Below are 18,365 nucleotides of genomic sequence, written 5' to 3'. Positions count from 1 at the left end.
TCATACAAAAAAGGATGCGACTTAACGTCACACCCTTTTCATATTAAACAAAGTTTCTCGCATCATTATTTCTTCCAAACTTATAAATAGCAATTAAGAAGAATGCTACCGCAAAGGCAATTAAGATTAAAATATTTAAATACAAATCTGAAATTGGAATTCCTTGTTGTAGTTTTGATACTGTGTCTAATAGCCATCTCTGCGGAAGAAAATCAGCTACTTTTTGCACTGCTTTTGGCATAATGTCGTACGGGAAATAACATCCAGCAAGTAAACATGTCGGTACAATAACCATATTTTGCATTGCGTTTGCTGATGCTGAGTTTTTCGAAAAAGCAACAAGAACTAGCGATATTCCAATCGCTATTAATGCAAATAGCATGAGTACACCAATCATCACTATGAAAGGCATATTGATATTCGTATGAAAAACATTCGTTAGGAATAAGGTTGTAATTAGAATTTGTACTGTTAATATCATCAGATTTACCCCGACATTAGATAATATGAACTTCTTCCCATCTATCGGCGTTGATAAGAGTCTGAAATATGTTCTATTTTCTTTTTCTTTTAAAATATAACCTGATAAGTTCGCTGCTGAAAACAGCATAAACATAATAAGGTAACCCATCGTTTGGTTTGTCATATCTTTATTTTTTGAAGTATCTTCTAGCGTCTCCGTTTTCATTTTAAATGCACTTTTTTGATACCCTGCGTACATAGTATCAAATGCACTTTGATTTGTTCCTGCTACTTTACTAATAGCTGCTACATTATCAATATAGTTATATAAATATGATTTTATAAATCCTGTTACTTGATCACCTTTAATCGATGCAACTTCTATATGATCTGGCTTTCCTTCTCGAACACTTTTTGAAAAACCAGAAGCTAATGTAATAACTCCATCAAGTTTTTTGGAAGTGAGTTTATCTTCTACTTCCGACTCTTTAATCTTACTCACTTTCACATGATTTAATCCTTCTAAAAACTTTATCGTATCATTTGCTATCGGCTCATTTTCTTTATTTACAATCCCGATATTTAACGTTCCTTGCCCCGCATTTCCGTATATCGAAAAAGAGATGAGCGTTCCGATTATCGGCAAACTAATAATAATGAATAAGCCTTTTTTATTTTTCAAAAGTACAGATAACGTTTTTTGTATGAGCCATAAAATATCTTTCATACTATAGCCCCTCCCGTCTACGTAATGCAATAATCGCAATTAATAAAAAGAGTGCTGAAATTCCGAGGTTTAAACATATTACCGGCAGCGCCGCTCCTATATCATTTGCATAAATAATTTTCATGACAGCCGTGTTTGCCCACATTAATGGCGATAAGTTCGTAATAAAATTTTCTTCTACTACGACATATGCCCCACCAAAAATAGAAGCTAACTGTATAACAACAAGAATAATTGCTCTCGATGATTCAGCCGTTTTCGTAATATACCCAATCCCTAAACCGAAGCTAATCGCTAGAAAAACTTGTGTTAATAAAATAATAAATATGATTCCAAGATGGTCGCCCCAATTCGCTTGAAAAACAAATTTGCTAAATAACATGACGAGTAATACACAAAGGGCATTTGCTACTAAGCTACCAAGTACTTTTCCAATGAATATTTCAGCCTTACTTATAGGCGCAGCAATGAGACGATCTCCTGTTTTACGTATGCGTTCTCCTCGAATTAAAGAACTCGCTCCCATTCCAGCATATAGTGCAATCATCGTCGTCATTACAACTGCATAGTAATCCATAGAACCCGGCTTTTTTGCAGCTTGTAAAGATGTTTCTTTTATATAATCATTATGATTTCCGTTTGAAATAACTGTGCTTACCTTACTAGGATCTACTTTTGCAACCTCGGTCACTACATTGTACTTATCAACAAACGTTGTAAGCATACCTTCCACAATGCTTCCCTCAATACTACTTTTGTCACTTCCGTATAATTTTGCACCATCTTTATTTAACTCTACATAAGCAGCATATTTATTTTGCTTCACTTCTTCTTTCCCATCTATACTGCCAGAAGCTTTTTTAAAATGAATACCAGATTTATCGACTTCTTTCATAAATGCTTCAAACGATTGAGAAAGTGTGCTACTCGCTTCATCTTTATATAGCACTTGTATATCCTTAATCGATTGACTATCACTATTAAATGCATTCGTTAACGCCGTTCCTAACACAAGCATAAGTACGATCGGAAATGCTAACATAAAAACTAAAGTTCTTACGTCCCTGAAATCTCTTTTAATATGCATAACTGCAATATTGAAGATGTTCAATTGATGAACCTCCCTTTACCTTTTCTTCATTTACCTTTTATTTATCTCGTAAGTTTCTTCCAGTCAACGTAAGGAATACTGTTTCTAAGTTTGGAGCCTGCTCCTCTAACGAGCGGATTTCAATGTCATGATTAATGAAGTGCTGAATAATTTTATTTAAATTGTTTACTCCTGCATCCGAGTTTACTTTAATTACGTTCTCTTCAATTTGAACAGCTTTCACACCGTTTATCTCTTTTAACTGTTCTACATCTAAATTTTCTACTGACTTCACTTCAACCCAAACGTCTTTCGTATCAGTAATAATCGCTTTCAACTGCTCTTTCGTACCTTCTGCAATTACCTTACCGTGATCTACAATTGCTATTTTCGTACAAATCTCTTCTACTTCTTCCATGTAGTGGCTCGTGTAAATAATGGTACTTCCCATTTCATTTAATTTTCGAACAGATTGGAGAATATAGTTTCTTGACTGTGGATCAATTCCAACTGTCGGCTCATCCATAATAATTAGCTTCGGTCTATGAGCGATTGCACAAGCGATATTCAGTCTTCGTTTCATCCCGCCTGAAAAGTTTTTCGGGTAACTTTTATGTTTATCGCTAAGCCCTACAAACTGAAGTGCTTCCTCTACTCTCGCTTTTAGCTCAGCTCCTCTTAACCCGTACAAGCCAGCAAAGAATTTCACATTTTCATAGGCAGTTAACTCTTCATAAATCGCGATATCTTGCGGAACGATACCGATATTCATCTTCGCAAATCGATTATGTTTCTTTATATTTTTTCCTAATATGCTAATTTCACCTTCATTACTTCTTAACAACCCAGCAATCATATTTATCGTTGTACTTTTACCAGCACCATTTGATCCTAAAAAGCCAAATATCTCTCCTTCTTTAATAGATAAAGACATATTATCTACCGCGATGAAATCACCAAATTTTTTCGTTAAATTTTTAATTTCTAATGTATTCATCATTTCACCCCTATTTCGGTTTCTCTGCTTTTAGTATAAACAAAAAAAATGAACCTGCTCAGTGCAGAAGTTCATTCTTTTCACATGAGATTATTCACTTTTTTCATATGAGATGATTCATCTTCGTCCGATTCTCTTATATCGGCAACAACATTGTTACTGAAAAACCACTTGTTCCATCTACAATAATTTTTCCGTTTACTGACGCTGTTCGCTCCTCCATCCCCATAATCCCGAGACCTTTCTTAACGAGAGCTACACCTTTTCCGTTATCCTTCACTTGCACTTTTACCATCTTGTTAAGTACATGAATATCGATTGAAATGACTGTCGCCTCAGCATATTTCATCGCGTTCGTTAGTGCCTCCGTAACATTTTCACCGATAATCTTCCACTGAATCGGTGAAATCATATCTAAATTTCCTTTATATACGAAAGGAATATTTATTTCATGCTTACCGGCAAATTCCTCTATGAATAATTTCATACGATGAATACCAATTTGCTCAGTTGGTGGCTTCATATTTTTTAATGTAACCCGAATACTTTCAATTCCATCTTTCGAAATATGAATTGCATTTTGTAATAACTCGGCAGACTTTTCTTTATCTATCCCCATTAATCTCTTTGCTGCCTCCATTTGAATTAGTGCTCCTGTCATCGAGTGGCCAATTTTATCATGAATTTCTTGAGAGAGCCGGTTTCTCTCTTCTAACTTAAATGTGTACTCCGATTGCTTTATATACTCTTTATTTTCATGTAAGCTTTTCGTCAGCCGCTGCATATCTTTTCGCATCTTATCATTTTGTGATTCAAGCTTTAATATACGCGATGTATACCGTTCTGCCATAGTTAATACAATGAAAGAAAATGCAACAATTAATCCATATGTCATTCGAATACTTTCATCTGTAAAAATAATAGGCATCATCATAATGATAAAGATCAGCCATTTCTTCTCTATATAACGAAATATAATTTCATATAAGTTCAATGGTAAAAACAAAATGAAAAACAGATGAATCTTCCATGTAAATAAAATAACTAGGCCAATTGACAGAGAAGTTAATATGCTTTTGGGCGCATCTTTTTTAAATATAGAAATGAGCACGTTTACAGAAAGATATAAAAGCAAAGTAAGTATAATCCATGGTAAGTTCGCGACATTTAAATAAATGTAACTAAACACAATATATATAAAGACAATTAATTTACTTACAATTAACCAAAATTCCATATCTTTAATCTACTTTCCCTGTTAAATAATAAATCGCAATTTGTGTACGATGTTCAAGTCCAGTTTTCCCTAAAACTGATGTAATATAATTTGCTATCGTTCCTTCAGATATGAAAAGTTGCTTTGAAATTTCTTTATTCGAGAAACCTTTCGCAATTAATGCAATAATACTAAGCTCTCTTTCTGTAAATAGACTTTTATCTATTTTACATTCGTCCTCTTTGCTTTCCATTAAATTACACTTAATTTTATCAAGCACTACATCTTGCATAACAGTTTGACCGTTATATACTCCTTTTATTGCATCACGAATACGCTCTGGATCATTATTTTTTAATAAATAACCTTTCGCCCCATTCTTCACGGCGTCCAAAATATATTCATCATCATCGAACGTCGTTAAAATTAGCGGTTTCGTTTTCGTCTCTTCACAAATAAATTTTGTCGCCTCTACCCCGTTCATATTTGGCATGCGAACATCTAAAAGAGCGATATCAACGTCGTTCTTTTTACAATAGTCCACTGCTTCTTTCCCATCATTTACTGTATCTACCACTTCGAATTCTTCATATGTATTTAAAATAATTTTCATGCCTTCTCTAATAAAAGAGTTATCGTCTGCTATTAATATTTTAATTTTCATGTTTGTTAGTATGGACCTTTCCCTACTAACATTCACATCCTTTCTTCCCGTAACATTTCCCACTTGCTCATTATATACTCCTTTTTACCATTTTTTCACACCTTTTTTCATATAGCCTCCTTTCTAAAAATATATTATTCTTTTTTTACAACATGTGTAGGGTGACCAGTCATTTCTTACGTCTATATAATAGAATGCGTCAAAAAGGAGGGAGAGACCCATTGAGGAAAAACAATTAATTGAAAAAGCAAAGCAAGGAAGCGAACATGCTTTTCGTATCCTTGTGCAAACATATCGTCACTATATTTTCCAAGTTATCTTTTCTATTTTAAGACACGAAGAAGATGCGAAAGATGTTACACAAGAAGTATTCGTAAAAATTCACGCCTCTCTCCCTAATTATCAATTTCGCGGATTAAAAACGTGGATGGCACGTATTGCCACCAATCACGCTATTGATTATAAGAGAAAAAAAGCTAGAGAAAACGAAGAACTCTCCTTATGTAAAGAAACTGAGGAAAATATAAAATCCTCTCATAATATTGAGGCTTTATTATTGACGAAAGAGCAAAAATTACTCATTGCTCAAAAACTGAGAGAACTTCCCGAAAATTACCGTGACGTCGTTCTCGCACATTACTTAGAAGAAAAAAGTTATCAAGAAATTGCTTTACAGGAAAACATCGAAGTGAAAACTGTCGAAATGAAACTGTATCGGGCAAGAAAATGGATTAAAAAACATTGGAAGGAGGAAGAGTTTCTATGATGCATTATTCAAAAGAAGATTGGCGCAATTATACATTAGATTTTATCGAAAACAATGAACGTGAATCTATGGAAGAACACCTTTATGAATGTGATCATTGTTTAGCACTTTATATGGAGAGTATTGATGAACACCATGAAAACCTTCCAATGATAAATGATGATTCATTTACGAACGAAGTTATGACGCAAATTGATTTTGAAACGCTACAACTTAATGAAAATATAAAAACAAACTCACTAAAGCGAACGATTATTCACTACATAATTGCGACCGCAGCTACAATTATTTTTATGGTAAGTGGTTTATTCCAATATATTTTCACAGCGACATCCAATTTCGAGAAATCTTCAAAACATAACGAGTCTTCTATCTCACAACAAATTGTAAACAAATCGGTAGACACATCAAAAAAGGACGGAGGTTCAAAGCATGAATAAAAATCCCTTTTTAGCACTTGTATTAGGGCTAATTCCTGGGCTTGGACATTTATATTTAAAAAAGATAGGACGGTTTATTTTATATAGCGGAGGGGCTGTATTTCTATTTATCTTTGCAGCATTTTGTACAATAGCATTAGGGGCGCGTGATATTGCTTTTCTTTCTCTATTTTTACTAGTCGTGTTATGGGCGATCAATTTATTAGATTTAGTTATCACTATTATTAATCAATCGAAAAAACAAGCAGCCGGTGAATTTACAGAGTCCTCTAAAGAGAGCGAACGATTTTATATCATTCTCCTATCCATCATCCCTGGACTTGGTCATTTTCAATTAGGACTTATGCAACGTGGACTTACATTTTTAGTAGCTTGCACAGGAATCGGAAGTATGATTATATTCGTTGCACTTTTAACATCGCAAGAAAGTTTCCTTATCTTCCTTATTACATTACCTGTTTTATGGATTTACAATTTCTTCGATGTTGTTCAGCAACTCCAGAAAAAAGAACGTGGCGAGCAACTAGATGATCGTACTATTTTCGAAGAGTTTGAAGAGCACCGTGAACAAGGAAAGAAAAATAAAACATTCGCTTCTATTTTAGCGATGTTCCCCGGAGCAGGACATATGTATTTAGGCTTACAACGCCGTGGCCTTCAGCTTATGGCAGCCTTTTTACTTTCAATATATTTACTCGACTTATTAAGACTTTCGGCGTTTTTATTTTTAGTACCAATCATTTGGTTCTATAGCTTCTTTGACGCTTTACAGCAAACTGCAAAGTATGGAAAAGAACGTGTAAATGACGAACCTATCATTGATTATTTTATCAATCATCAAAGATGGATCGGTATTGGGTTAATTACACTCGGTGGTTATTATTTATTAGATCAAACACTCCTTCCTATTTTGAATGATTACTTTACAACTATATTTAACATTCATCTTAGCGATCTCTATTATCGCTATTTCCAAACATCTATCGTTGCACTCCTCTTAATTGGTGGCGGCTTTAAATTGTTAGTTGGAAATAAAGAAAACAAAGGTGGTACACAAGAATGAGAACATGGCGCGTTGGAACATTTTCAATGGGGCTTTCTATTATTTCATTAGGTTGCTTCTTACTATTTTCAGTTATAAAAGGTACTGAGGTATTAGATTCCTTAACAGCATGGTGGCCTGTTTTACTTATTATACTTGGCGTGGAAATTTTACTATACCTTCTATTTTCTAAGAAGGAACAATCCTTTATTAAATATGATATTTTTAGTATTTTCTTTATCGGCGTTTTAGGAAGCGTCGGAATTGCTTTTTACTGTTTATTATCAACTGGATTACTAGATGAAGTTCGTCATTCTATTCATACCACTCGCCAAACGAGTAATATTCCAAGTGAACAACTTGATATACCTGAGTCTATCAAAAAAATTGTAGTGGATGCAGGGCAGCACCCTCTTACAATAGAGGGAAATAATACAAATGAAATTCACCTTCTTGGAACATATGAAATGACGACGAAAGCTAATGAAAAACTCAATTTGAAACAAGAAGATTTCCTTTCAGTTCAAACAGCTGGGGAAACGATGTATATCACTTTAAAATCATTACCAGTTCAACATACGTTATGGAATTCAACACCACAGGTCAAACCGACACTCGTTCTTCCGCAAAATAAAAATGTAGAAGTTCGTGCTTCAAATAACGAACTATCCCTTTATCCAGGTCAATTACAAAATAATTGGTTTGTACAAGAAAGTTCAAATGTATCTGTTCATTTAACGAAAGAAAGCGATGTATCTTTAATCGCCGTAACAAACAAAAAACAAGCACACGGAAACACACCTTGGGAACAAGTTGAAGATTTAACGAAAAAAGAAAATAATTCTTCAGAAGAAAATCCAGAATTCAACGAGCAAGAACATTGGTATAAAAATTCGATTAAAACAGGAAATGGGACGTACAAATTAAATATTGAGAAAGCCTATAATATAAATATGAGTGTTATTGAAAAATAAAAAACCTTCCACAATTGTGGAAGGTTTTTCTCATATAATCGCTTTAATTCCTTCTAACACTAATCCAATCATAAATCCGCAAACAGCCCCGTTTACCCGAATCCACTGCAAATCTTTACCGACGTTATTTTCAATCATTTCAATTAACGTTTTATCATCTAACTTATCAAGATTTTCTTGTACAAGTTTTCCGATTTTCGAATGATTCTTTTCCACAAGTGTGACAACTTGTTTTTGTAACCACTCTTCTATTTTTTGAACAGTCTGTTCATCTTCTTTTATTTTATTCATTTGCGTTTGTAAAAATGGAATAACATACTTATCCGCAAATTCTTCGTTTTTCACAAAAGTAATTGCCCTTTGTTGTACTTGCTCCAGCATCTCTTTAATTTTGTCAGTAGCATCCCAATTGGCAATCCATTTTTCTTTCCAATTTTCTAATTCTTGTAGTAACGCTTCATTTTCTTTTACATTTATAATTTCTTGGCGAATTTTCGATAATATAAGTTGTCTCGTGCTATTATCCGCATCTTGTAAGCTGTTAATATTGCTAATAATAAACTTCTGCAAAATGCCGCCAATTTTATCTTCATCTACAATATTCATAAACGATTTCAAAGTAAACTGTAAAAATCCATCTACTTTTATGTTTTCCATCGCCTTCATACCTAAGCTTCCGAGCTGGTATCGTGCTTCATCTTGCGCTGTCCAATCTTTCACTTTTACTAAAATGTAATCAAGTGTCTTTTCATCATATTCTTGCACAACTAATTGATCAACAAGCACTTGTAGTATGTTACTTGTATTAATTGTATGCAAATACGTTTTTAATTCTTTTTCAATAATAACAGCTAACTTTTCTATATCTATTGTTACAATCGCTTTCTCCGCAATCGTTACAATTCCCTTTTTCACAGCGTCAGACTGCATTTCTCTCTCAGCAATTTGCAGCACCATTTGTGCTAGCTGCATTTCTTTTACTTTATTCGTAATACTTTCTTTCGTCAGCCACTCATTTTCTAACGTGTTAATGAGCCCTTTCGTTACTCGTTTACGATTTTTAGGTAATAACGCTGTATGTGGAATTGGAATTCCCATCGGATGACGGAATAATGCTGTAACTGCGAACCAATCCGCAAGTCCACCAACTAATCCAGCTTCAAATCCCCCTTGAATAATCTCTCCAGCTACCGTTCCTTGAAACGGGATAGAAGCCGCAAAACCTACTCCCATAACCCCAAGCGAAATACCCGCTATATATTTAGTCTGTAATGACATCGTATACACATCCTCTTATTATGTAAAATAAAGCTTTTTTGTTATATGTATTTCATATTCGTTCTTTATATCTATACTATAATGAACTAATGCGAAAATAACAAAGAATTTATAATAATACATATGTTATATAAAGTGAAACTTTAATCAGTGGAGGCATCCCCCGCTGATTATTAGCCTTCACCAATCGGGCTTTTACGGACAGTTGATCCCCCACCTAACTTCTTTTGCTCTCGCTGAATTTTAAGGTAGAGGTCTTACTGCCCGCAAATAGCGGGATAAATAAAAAATGAGGCTACAACTAGCCTCATTTTTGTTTTAACATTAATGTCTCACCTGTTTTATAATACCCATTCATCACATCTTCCGGAACCATACTACCACCAGTTCCCCACACAATATGAGTACCTTTCTTCAGCTTCTCTGTTAACTGTTGCTCCTGTAAATACTCATCTTCTGTACATACTTTTACTGGCCCTATCATTCCCGCTAACGCAGAAGGTTCTAAATAAATATTTTCTGTATCTGCTAGTTCTTTTAATAATCTATATAACTCTTCATCACTTACTGTGTAATTCCCACTCAAAAATGGTTCCATCGTTTTACCAACAAATCCAGAAGGTCTTCCTACCGCTAGTCCGTCCGCATCTGTTACATTATCAATCCCGATATCTTGAACAGCAATTTTATCATGAAGTCCTGTCATTAAACCGAGTAACATACATGGAGAGTGCGTTGGCTCCGCAAAGAAACAGTGTACGTTGTCTTGATACAATAACTTTAAACCAAATGCGACTCCGCCAGGTCCGCCTCCTACTCCGCACGGAAGATAAACAAATAAAGGATGTTCTTCATCTACTACAATCTCTAACTCTTCTAATTGTTTTTGTAAACGTGACGCTGCTACTGCGTATCCTAAAAATAAATCATGTGAGTTCTCATCATCTACAAAATAACAGCTAGGATCTGCATCCGCTTGCTGACGCCCCTCTTCTACTGCTTTACTATAATCAGCTTCATATTCAATAACGTTTACACCTTTACTTCTTAATAAATCTTTTTTCCATTCTTTTGCGTCCGCTGACATATGAACAGTTACGTTAAAACCTAGTTTCGCACTCATAATCCCAATACTTAGCCCTAAATTACCTGTAGAACCTACCGCAATTGAGTATTTTGCAAAAAACTCTCTACATGTATCACTATCTAAAATAGAGTAATCATCATCCTTTTTTAACATTCCATGCTGCAAAGCAAGTTGTTCAGCATGTTTCAGCACTTCATAAATGCCTCCTCTAGCTTTAATTGACCCTGATATCGGAAGCCCGCTATCACATTTTAACAGTAATTCTCCTAATATAGGTTGCCCGTAATTTTTCTCTAAAGATTGTTTCATAGAAGCTATCTTTACTAAAGGTGATTCTATAATCCCCCCCGTTTCTTTCGTTTCAGGAAAAACTTTCGCAATGTATGGTGCAAAACGCTTTAACCTCTCTTCTGCATCTTTTACATTCTCTTCATTAAGTGGTGAATCTTTTATTGCCGTTTCATACTTTTCCATGTTCGGATTCACCCAAAATACTTCTTCTGTTACGATTAATTTATTTATTAGTGGATATTCCTCTTTTAAATTCTCTAATCCCATCATTTCTCTTCCTCCTCATAACCTTGTAGCTTACGATTCAATAAATTATAATTAAATTAAATTAATTTTAATATAGTTTAACACAAATCATTTACTTTAGTTAATTTTAATTTAATTTATTTAAATATAATTTAATAATTATTAAGGAGCTTTTCATTATGGAAAATATAGATATTGGTAAAAAGATTGAAAAACAAAGAAAAGAAAAAGGTTTAACGAGTAAAGACTTAGCAAAGATGGCCGATATTACACCGTCTATGTTAAGTCAAATTGAGCGCGGGTCTGCTAACCCTTCTATCCAAACATTAAAAGTACTCGCTAAAGCGTTAGAAGTTCCAACATTTAGCTTTTTACTTGAAGACACAAATACAGACGATTTAATTGTACGTTCTCATAAACGAAAAAAAATGATTATCGATAATTTATCATATGAAATGCTATCACCTGATTTCACAGGAAATTTAGCAACAGCGATTATGACTGTTCCGCCGAATACAGCTTCATCAGAAAATGTACTAGAACATAAAGGTGAAGAACTAGCATTTGTATTAGACGGGACAATCACATTACATTTAAACGAAGAAGAATACATATTAGAAACAGGTGATAGCGTAAAAATACCCGCTTATTTAAAACATAAATGGGTAAATCAATTCGAGAAAAATGCGATTGTTTTATTTTCAGTTACTCCGCCGATTTTTTAATATAAAGTAAAAAAGATAGCCACATACTCCATATGTGGCTATCTTTTTATTTTTTCGGTACCAACAAAATCCCTAAACAAATAACAAAGAAGCTCATTATTTGCTGTACTGATAGACCAAATAGAACCGAATTTTGTTCACTAACAAGTGAAATAATGATATGAGCAACCCCCTCAATAATTAGAAAAACACTTATATTCTTTCCATTTCCGAGCCTTTCATTTTTCACCCATAACAAGCCCATTATACAAAGGGCTAGAATAATCTCGTACACAAAAATGGGGTGATATAAAAATTTAGATTCATATATTTTCACACCCCAAGGCAATGTCGTTTGTACGCCTATTTTTTGGTGGAATAGAAAATAAAAAATAATACTCATACATAGTCCAATAGGCAAGACATCAAGTAAAATACGAAGCGAAAATTGCTCCTTTTTACTTTTCCAAACAATATATGCACTCGCAATTACACAGCCTACTATAATATGCTTCATACTTCCCACAGCTAATAGTGCTTGCAATGGCGATTTAAAAGCCCATACTGGATTTATAATTGCCGATGCAAATTTCCATGCAAATACCATGATAAGAAAAGCATTTGTTACTGCATCCATCATTTTTTCATATGGTACACTCTCGTTCTTCATCTTTCGTTTCATCAACATGAACCCAAATAGACTTCCAATTATAAGAGATACGGGTTGTAACCTCACGATCCACTCCATCAATACATAATCCCCTCTTTAACTCTCAATTAATTTCTTAAATTTCTCTTCTAATTGATCTGGAGGTAATACGCCTCGTACTTGCTCTACGATAATTCCATCTTTATTAACAAAAAATGTCGTTGGTAACGAGAATACTTTATAATCTAATCCAGCTACTCCGTCCATATCTAGTAAAACAGGAAACTTAAATCCGTGACGATCTGCAAATGCACTCGCTTCTTGTACTGGATCTCCGATTGTTGCATTTACCGCGAAAATTTCAACATCCTTTTTATATTTATCATACATATGAACTAAGTCAGGTGCCTCCATTTCACATGGGCCACACCATGATGCCCAAAAATTAATAAGATACGGTTTTCCCTTTGCATCATTTAACGAATACAACTTACCGTCTAATCCTTTTAATGTTATGTTTGGCGCTTTAAATCCTACTTGTGGTAATACTTCTGTTTTTTGTAGCTCCGCTTGTTTTGCTTTTCTTTCTTTTTCTTCTTTTTTTGTATTATAAAAGTTAACTCCGGCCCAAATTAGTGCCCCGGCCAGTATAATCGCAATTAGTTTCTTCACTTTTCTTCCTCCTCATTATTAAAAGCCTGTAAATCCACCGAATAGACGAATAAAGAATGCTGTAATTTTCGTCATTTGATTTGTATACAATAAGATACCTGTTACAATCATCATTCCGCCACCAATTTTCATCATGACATTGGCATATGTAACGATCCATTTTACCTTCCCAATAAAAAATGCCATCACGAAAAACGGAACCGCAAATCCAAGAGTATATGCGGTAATATAAAGAAGTGCTCCTTCAGGATTCGTCGCACCAAGCATGAGTACAGCTGAAAATATCGGTCCAACACATGGCGTCCACCCCGCTGCATATGTCATACCGACTATAATAGAGCGAATATACCCCGTCGATTTACTTCTATACTTCACTTTTTTCTCTGCCATAAGCCACTTAGGTTGAAACAAGCCTGTCATAAACAATCCCATAAAAACAATAAAAACCCCACCAATTTGTTGAATCAATTTTTGGTTAGATGAAAATGTTATTCCAATCCAGCTTACCGATAAACCTAACGCGTAAAAAATAACCGAAAATCCGATCATAAAAAATACGGTATGTATAATCGCTGATTTTTGCATCATCCCACGATTTTCTTTTAAATCTTGAATAGACACACCAGTAATATATGATAAATAAGATGGATATAACGGTAAAGAACATGGTGATATAAATGACAATACCCCCGCTCCAGCTACAAGCCAAATTGTTAAATCTGCCGCATTCATTTTATTCCCCCTAACACACTACAATAAGTAGTGTTAATTCTTAAAAAAAAGAGGCTATATGCACTCTCCGACAATAAGTACAACCGACATACAGAATAAACCTAATGTTACATATACCGAATTCGTGTGTAACGGAATAGTAAGCTTAACAACTTTTTCATTTAACACTTGCTCGATTCGTAAATTTATTGCTGTTTTTGCAAATGAAGCTGTCACACATCGATTTTCCATTGTCTTTATTTTAATTAATTTTAATAATGCGCTGCCTAACTCGAATTTAGATTTCATTTTTCGCATTGCATACTTATCTGCAGCTAACTCTTGATACACATGATATCGCTGCAATAACCCTTTTAATATCGGGATGTATATCATTCCTTCTGCTAATAACGTAAAACAAAATAATTTTAACGGATCTCGATTATTTTGATGATATTCTTCATGGAAAATAATTGCATCCATTTCTTCATCTGAAAATGTTTGAAGCATACCTTCTGACATAACAACTTTCGGACGAAATAACCCAATTGTAAATGCCGCAACTTCCTCGGTCGGCAATATATATATTTGTTTTCCTTTTCGAATGAAAGGGATAAGTACTTTTTGTAACTTTTTACTATAGAAAAATTGCCTCCAAATTCTTTTGCACACGATGAAAACAGTAAGTAGTAAAAATCCAGTAATTATAATACGAATGAGCGATAATTCCTTCATATGTTGTTCTAACTGGAACAAGCAAAAATTCGAAAGAAAGAACGCCTTATTTTGAAACAAGAATGGATATGTAACGTAATACACTAACATACTAAAAAAGAGGGTACTAACAATCACTGCTAACAATACGATTTTACGCATTTGCCATTTCATTTCATTAATCCTCTTTTTTTAACTGACTCAATTTGGTTTCTAATTTTTTTATTAAAGTCGGATCAGCCTGCTCTAACTCATCTAACATATGATTTACAACTAAATCTCCAAATTCCCCCATCAATTCCTGTGTCATTTTCTTCGTTTGATTGGATAAGAATTCTTCCTTTGTTTGTATAGCTCGGTATATGCCACTTCTTTTCACAGTCTGTTTTTCTAAGTGTAATTTCTCTACTAACCTGTTCATAACTGTCATAACAGTATTAAAATTCACAGGTGATTCTCCACTTAATTTCTGCTGCACTTCTTTAATCGTAATACCCTCAGTAGACCAAACGATCTCCATAATTTTCGCTTCAAGTGGTCCAAAAAAGTGATTTAACCCTTGCTCATTTAACTTATAGTTTTGAGTAAACATAGTACGGCTCCTTTCACACTACGAATTGTAGTATAAATTAAATGAAAGGTCAAACGCGAATGATATAAACTAAAATTCAATACCCCATTCCATTCATTGTAAACCTAACTTCTCTCCAAATGTCTCAAAGAGATACTGCTCTAATATTTGTACACTAAACGTTTCATTACGCCCAAGTGCAAATAATTCCCGATCTTTCGCTACGATAGTATCTAACGGAATAACGACATTATCCACTATTTTTGTAATTTCAATGATGTTACTTTTGACATTTACCTCTGTTTTAAATTCAATATTTTCCAATACGATATGTGAACGTCTTCCTGATGTAAAAAAAGTAAAGTTAGGATTTTTTACAACGCCAATTTCAGCCTCTAACGCATATAAATAGTGAAAAATTATATCTCTATGTCCATCTTTTATTATTTTTTCATCCTTCTCATCATCTAAGTATTCTTTCACTTTCGCTGCAAACTCAAATCGAAAATCCACTCTTTCACGCTCCCTCTATTCATTCTACAATAAATAAATATATTGAAATAATTTTACCATATTACGATACAAGTTCCTATTAAAAGTAAAAAGTACTTTTCAAATCTCTATTATTTCTAATTCTTTTTTAATTCAATATTAATTACTACGTCGTTATATTAATTTAAACATATTTTTCCTATTTTTTGAAACAATAGTATGAAATATTATATATCAATAAACTGTTTCTAATTCATTTTTCATTTAGCTATCATCACCTTTATTATTCCGATATACTGAAACTACATTTTCTACTTATTCATTACATGATAGAAGGAATGTAACTCTCTTCTATCGAATTTTTATATAACGAAAATGATTAGGTGGTGCTTTACTATGAAATTAGCTGTCATTGGTGGCGGTGATTTACAAGATTCAAATCACTCGCCTATTAATGAGCGACTTATAGAATTAACAAATAAACTGTATCCAAAAGTATTATTCATTCCTACAGCTAGTCATGATGATGAAAGCTATATAAAATTATTTTTAGACACGTTCGAAAAACAATTACACTGTGAAGTGCAAATTTTACGTACTATAGCCGATACACCTTCTACATATGAAATAGACGAAATGATTCAATCAGCTGATTTGATTTATCTTGGTGGCGGGAACTATATTCACATGCTTACACAATGGAAAGAACATAAACTTGACGAAAAATTATTACTCGCTTTGCAGCAAGGAACGCTCATTGCGGGATGGAGCGCCGGTGCTATGTGCTGGTTCACATCTAGTATCCGGTCAAATTATGAAGGCTCTGGTTATATAGAGAGCAACGGCTGGGGGATTGTGAACAAAAGATTTTGTCCACATTATAATCAATTAAATAGAATGAACGCCTTCCACTCCTTTTTACAAAATCATCAAGGTAATATAGAAGGAATTGCACTAGAGGATAATTGCGCTCTATATATTACAGAAGAATCTTTTGAAATTATCGGTGAACCTGAAAAAGCGTGGGAGTTTTATATGAGTGATAACAAACTCATTAGACAACATTTTGATATCACTTTAAAAAGCTATTTGTAAACCTACACTTACAAAAAATGTCCCTAAGTATAATAACTTAGGGACATTTGCATGAGTTAACTTACTAATCGTGTAATTCGTTTCTTCTGCCATGAAAGCTTATAGTATGCATATTGTAAAATTAAGCTGACAATAAATGCTGCTGGGTACCCAATCCATATCCCTTCTATGCCAAGACTTGTATGGTAAGAAAGGTAATACGCTACAGGTACTTCAACAAGCCAAATTGATACGACTCCAATAACAGTTGGCCATAATACTGTACCACTTGCTCGCATTGTCGCACTAATAATTTGTGCATGACCGAAAATTAAATAACTCCATAACGTAATCATAACGAGGCTATGAGCAATTTCAATTGTTGTTGGACTCGTTAAAAATAGTGATAGAATGTCTCTTGAGAATAAGTAAATAAGAGATATTAGCACACCACCGATGACGTAGTTCATAATAATTCCTGCCTTCACAACTTTCTGCAATCGATCAAATTGATTTGCACCAATTGATTGCGCTGCAAAAATAGAAACTGTAATACCAAGGCTAACGGCTGGCATTTGTACATAACTTGCAACCTGATTCACGACGCCATATGCTGCTGTTGCATCCGAACCGTAACGGTTTACAAACGCGATTACCGCAATTTCAGATAGTGAGACTAATATCATATTAATACTTGCTGGAATACCGAGTCGTAGCAATAGCTTTAATAACTCCCCATCCATGCGAAGATATTTCCTTACCGTACTATCTAATTGTAGTGGGTGATTTTTCTTCTTTAAATACACTAACATGACAATAAACGTAATCACTGTAGATATAACAGAAGCATAGGCTGCTCCATACACATCTAATTTCGGAGCTCCTAACCATCCAAAAATAAGAATCGGTAATAAAATCATATTTAGCGCTGTACTTACAATTAAAAAGTAAAATGGCGTTTTAGAATCTCCTGTACCTCTCATAAACGTTGTGTATGCAAAATATAAAAATAAGACTGGCATCGATATAAATAAAATACGCGCATAATGAACACTTATATCAATAATATTTTCTGGCGTTCCCATAAGGCGCATAATATCCATCGCAAAAATACTACCTATTATCGCCAACACAACTCCAATAATAAAAGTAAATGTCAGTGTCGTACCAACGATCGCTTTTAAACGATCTTCATTTTTAGCACCAAACGCCTGACCAATTAAAATCGAACTACCTGAACCAATACCAATTACAAATGAAACGAGTAAGAAAAATAGTGGGAAGAATGCTGAGATGGCCGCTAAATCATTCACTCCAAGCCATCTCCCTACTACTACCATACCAAATAATTGTCCAATTGATTGTAGTACATTACTTAATAGTAACGGTACTAAAAACATGGACATCGATTTCCAAATTGGTTTACTCTTACTCTCACTCTCTAGCTTATGTGACTCCGCACCTTCTTTATTATTATCTGTAGGTGGTTTCAAATTTC

General features: G+C 34.0%; 20 protein-coding genes. 6 read left to right on the top strand and 14 right to left on the bottom strand.

What is annotated here, in order from left to right; translation table 11 throughout:
• Positions 1–43: 43 nt before the first annotated feature.
• From FS742_RS01455 to FS742_RS01435, 5 genes are all read right to left on the bottom strand, one after another.
• The gene (locus FS742_RS01455) at positions 44–1,189 is read right to left on the bottom strand and encodes an ABC transporter permease (RefSeq protein ID WP_144610898.1); all 1,146 of its coding nucleotides are present in this window, start codon (positions 1,187–1,189) and stop codon (positions 44–46) included.
• Between the two features lies 1 nt (position 1,190).
• Positions 1,191–2,300 (bottom strand): ABC transporter permease, encoded by a 1,110-nt coding sequence (locus tag FS742_RS01450; RefSeq protein ID WP_144610896.1) that lies wholly within the window; start codon positions 2,298–2,300, stop codon positions 1,191–1,193.
• A gap of 37 nt (positions 2,301–2,337) precedes the next feature.
• Positions 2,338–3,276 (bottom strand): ABC transporter ATP-binding protein, encoded by a 939-nt coding sequence (locus FS742_RS01445; protein WP_144610894.1) that lies wholly within the window; start codon positions 3,274–3,276, stop codon positions 2,338–2,340.
• A 136-nt stretch (positions 3,277–3,412) separates the two neighbouring features.
• Complete coding sequence (locus tag FS742_RS01440) at positions 3,413–4,513, bottom strand: sensor histidine kinase (RefSeq protein ID WP_144610892.1); 1,101 nt, start codon at positions 4,511–4,513, stop codon at positions 3,413–3,415.
• A 4-nt stretch (positions 4,514–4,517) separates the two neighbouring features.
• On the bottom strand, positions 4,518–5,156 hold the full coding sequence (locus FS742_RS01435; protein WP_071721859.1) for a response regulator transcription factor: 639 nt from the start codon (positions 5,154–5,156) through the stop codon (positions 4,518–4,520).
• 283 nt (positions 5,157–5,439) lie between these two features.
• Between FS742_RS01435 and FS742_RS01425 the strand changes: the two genes are divergently transcribed.
• The 4 genes from FS742_RS01425 to exsE are packed head-to-tail and all read left to right on the top strand — an operon-like array spanning position 5,440 to position 8,378.
• On the top strand, positions 5,440–5,922 hold the full coding sequence (locus FS742_RS01425; RefSeq protein ID WP_001195471.1) for an RNA polymerase sigma factor: 483 nt from the start codon (positions 5,440–5,442) through the stop codon (positions 5,920–5,922).
• Positions 5,919–6,362, top strand: a complete 444-nt coding sequence (locus FS742_RS01420; RefSeq protein WP_144610890.1) for a hypothetical protein — start codon at positions 5,919–5,921, stop codon at positions 6,360–6,362. The genes FS742_RS01425 and FS742_RS01420 overlap by 4 nt, the downstream gene beginning before the upstream one ends.
• Positions 6,355–7,425, top strand: a complete 1,071-nt coding sequence (locus FS742_RS01415) for a hypothetical protein (RefSeq protein WP_144610888.1) — start codon at positions 6,355–6,357, stop codon at positions 7,423–7,425. Before FS742_RS01420 ends, FS742_RS01415 begins: the two co-directional genes overlap by 8 nt.
• Complete coding sequence (gene exsE / locus FS742_RS27410; protein WP_186327130.1) at positions 7,422–8,378, top strand: exosporium protein ExsE; 957 nt, start codon at positions 7,422–7,424, stop codon at positions 8,376–8,378. The genes FS742_RS01415 and exsE overlap by 4 nt, the downstream gene beginning before the upstream one ends.
• Positions 8,379–8,408: 30 nt before the next feature.
• Here the strand turns inward: exsE and FS742_RS01405 are convergent, their stop codons facing one another.
• Together FS742_RS01405 and FS742_RS01400 are read right to left on the bottom strand one after the other, a co-directional pair.
• Positions 8,409–9,656, bottom strand: coding sequence for a DUF445 domain-containing protein (locus FS742_RS01405; RefSeq protein WP_144610886.1), 1,248 nt, complete (start codon positions 9,654–9,656; stop codon positions 8,409–8,411).
• 307 nt (positions 9,657–9,963) lie between these two features.
• On the bottom strand, positions 9,964–11,304 hold the full coding sequence (locus FS742_RS01400; protein WP_144610884.1) for a D-serine ammonia-lyase: 1,341 nt from the start codon (positions 11,302–11,304) through the stop codon (positions 9,964–9,966).
• Positions 11,305–11,459: 155 nt separating this feature from the next.
• Here FS742_RS01400 and FS742_RS01395 point away from each other — a divergent pair, with 155 nt between their 5' ends.
• Entirely contained in the window at positions 11,460–12,005 is a 546-nt protein-coding gene (locus FS742_RS01395) for a helix-turn-helix domain-containing protein (RefSeq protein WP_144610882.1), read from the top strand.
• A 46-nt stretch (positions 12,006–12,051) separates the two neighbouring features.
• Here the strand turns inward: FS742_RS01395 and FS742_RS01390 are convergent, their stop codons facing one another.
• From FS742_RS01390 to FS742_RS01365, 6 genes are all read right to left on the bottom strand, one after another.
• Entirely contained in the window at positions 12,052–12,732 is a 681-nt protein-coding gene (locus tag FS742_RS01390) for a prolipoprotein diacylglyceryl transferase family protein (RefSeq protein ID WP_144610881.1), read from the bottom strand.
• 18 nt (positions 12,733–12,750) lie between these two features.
• Positions 12,751–13,305, bottom strand: a complete 555-nt coding sequence (locus FS742_RS01385) for a TlpA family protein disulfide reductase (RefSeq protein ID WP_144524919.1) — start codon at positions 13,303–13,305, stop codon at positions 12,751–12,753.
• A gap of 18 nt (positions 13,306–13,323) precedes the next feature.
• A complete protein-coding gene (gene ccdA / locus FS742_RS01380; RefSeq protein ID WP_144610879.1) occupies positions 13,324–14,037 on the bottom strand; it encodes a cytochrome c-type biogenesis protein CcdA in 714 nt (237 codons plus the stop codon).
• 54 nt (positions 14,038–14,091) lie between these two features.
• Positions 14,092–14,904 carry a M56 family metallopeptidase gene (locus FS742_RS01375; protein ID WP_144610877.1) on the bottom strand — a complete coding sequence of 271 codons (813 nt, stop codon included), beginning with the start codon at positions 14,902–14,904 and terminating at the stop codon, positions 14,092–14,094.
• Between the two features lie 4 nt (positions 14,905–14,908).
• The gene (locus FS742_RS01370) at positions 14,909–15,322 is read right to left on the bottom strand and encodes a BlaI/MecI/CopY family transcriptional regulator (RefSeq protein WP_144610875.1); all 414 of its coding nucleotides are present in this window, start codon (positions 15,320–15,322) and stop codon (positions 14,909–14,911) included.
• Positions 15,323–15,415: 93 nt separating this feature from the next.
• Complete coding sequence (locus tag FS742_RS01365) at positions 15,416–15,814, bottom strand: DUF3942 family protein (protein ID WP_144610873.1); 399 nt, start codon at positions 15,812–15,814, stop codon at positions 15,416–15,418.
• Between the two features lie 375 nt (positions 15,815–16,189).
• Here FS742_RS01365 and FS742_RS01360 point away from each other — a divergent pair, with 375 nt between their 5' ends.
• On the top strand, positions 16,190–16,888 hold the full coding sequence (locus FS742_RS01360; RefSeq protein WP_144610871.1) for a peptidase E: 699 nt from the start codon (positions 16,190–16,192) through the stop codon (positions 16,886–16,888).
• 56 nt (positions 16,889–16,944) lie between these two features.
• On the opposite strand, the gene FS742_RS01355 is transcribed toward FS742_RS01360, so the two are convergent.
• A complete protein-coding gene (locus tag FS742_RS01355) occupies positions 16,945–18,360 on the bottom strand; it encodes an MATE family efflux transporter (protein WP_144610869.1) in 1,416 nt (471 codons plus the stop codon).
• Positions 18,361–18,365: the final 5 nt, after the last annotated feature.

The organism is Bacillus cereus (genome assembly GCF_007678085.1).
In the GTDB taxonomy this organism is placed as follows: Bacteria; Bacillota; Bacilli; order Bacillales; family Bacillaceae_G; genus Bacillus_A; species Bacillus_A cereus_BE.
This window is presented reverse-complemented; position numbering and strand designations above follow the sequence as displayed.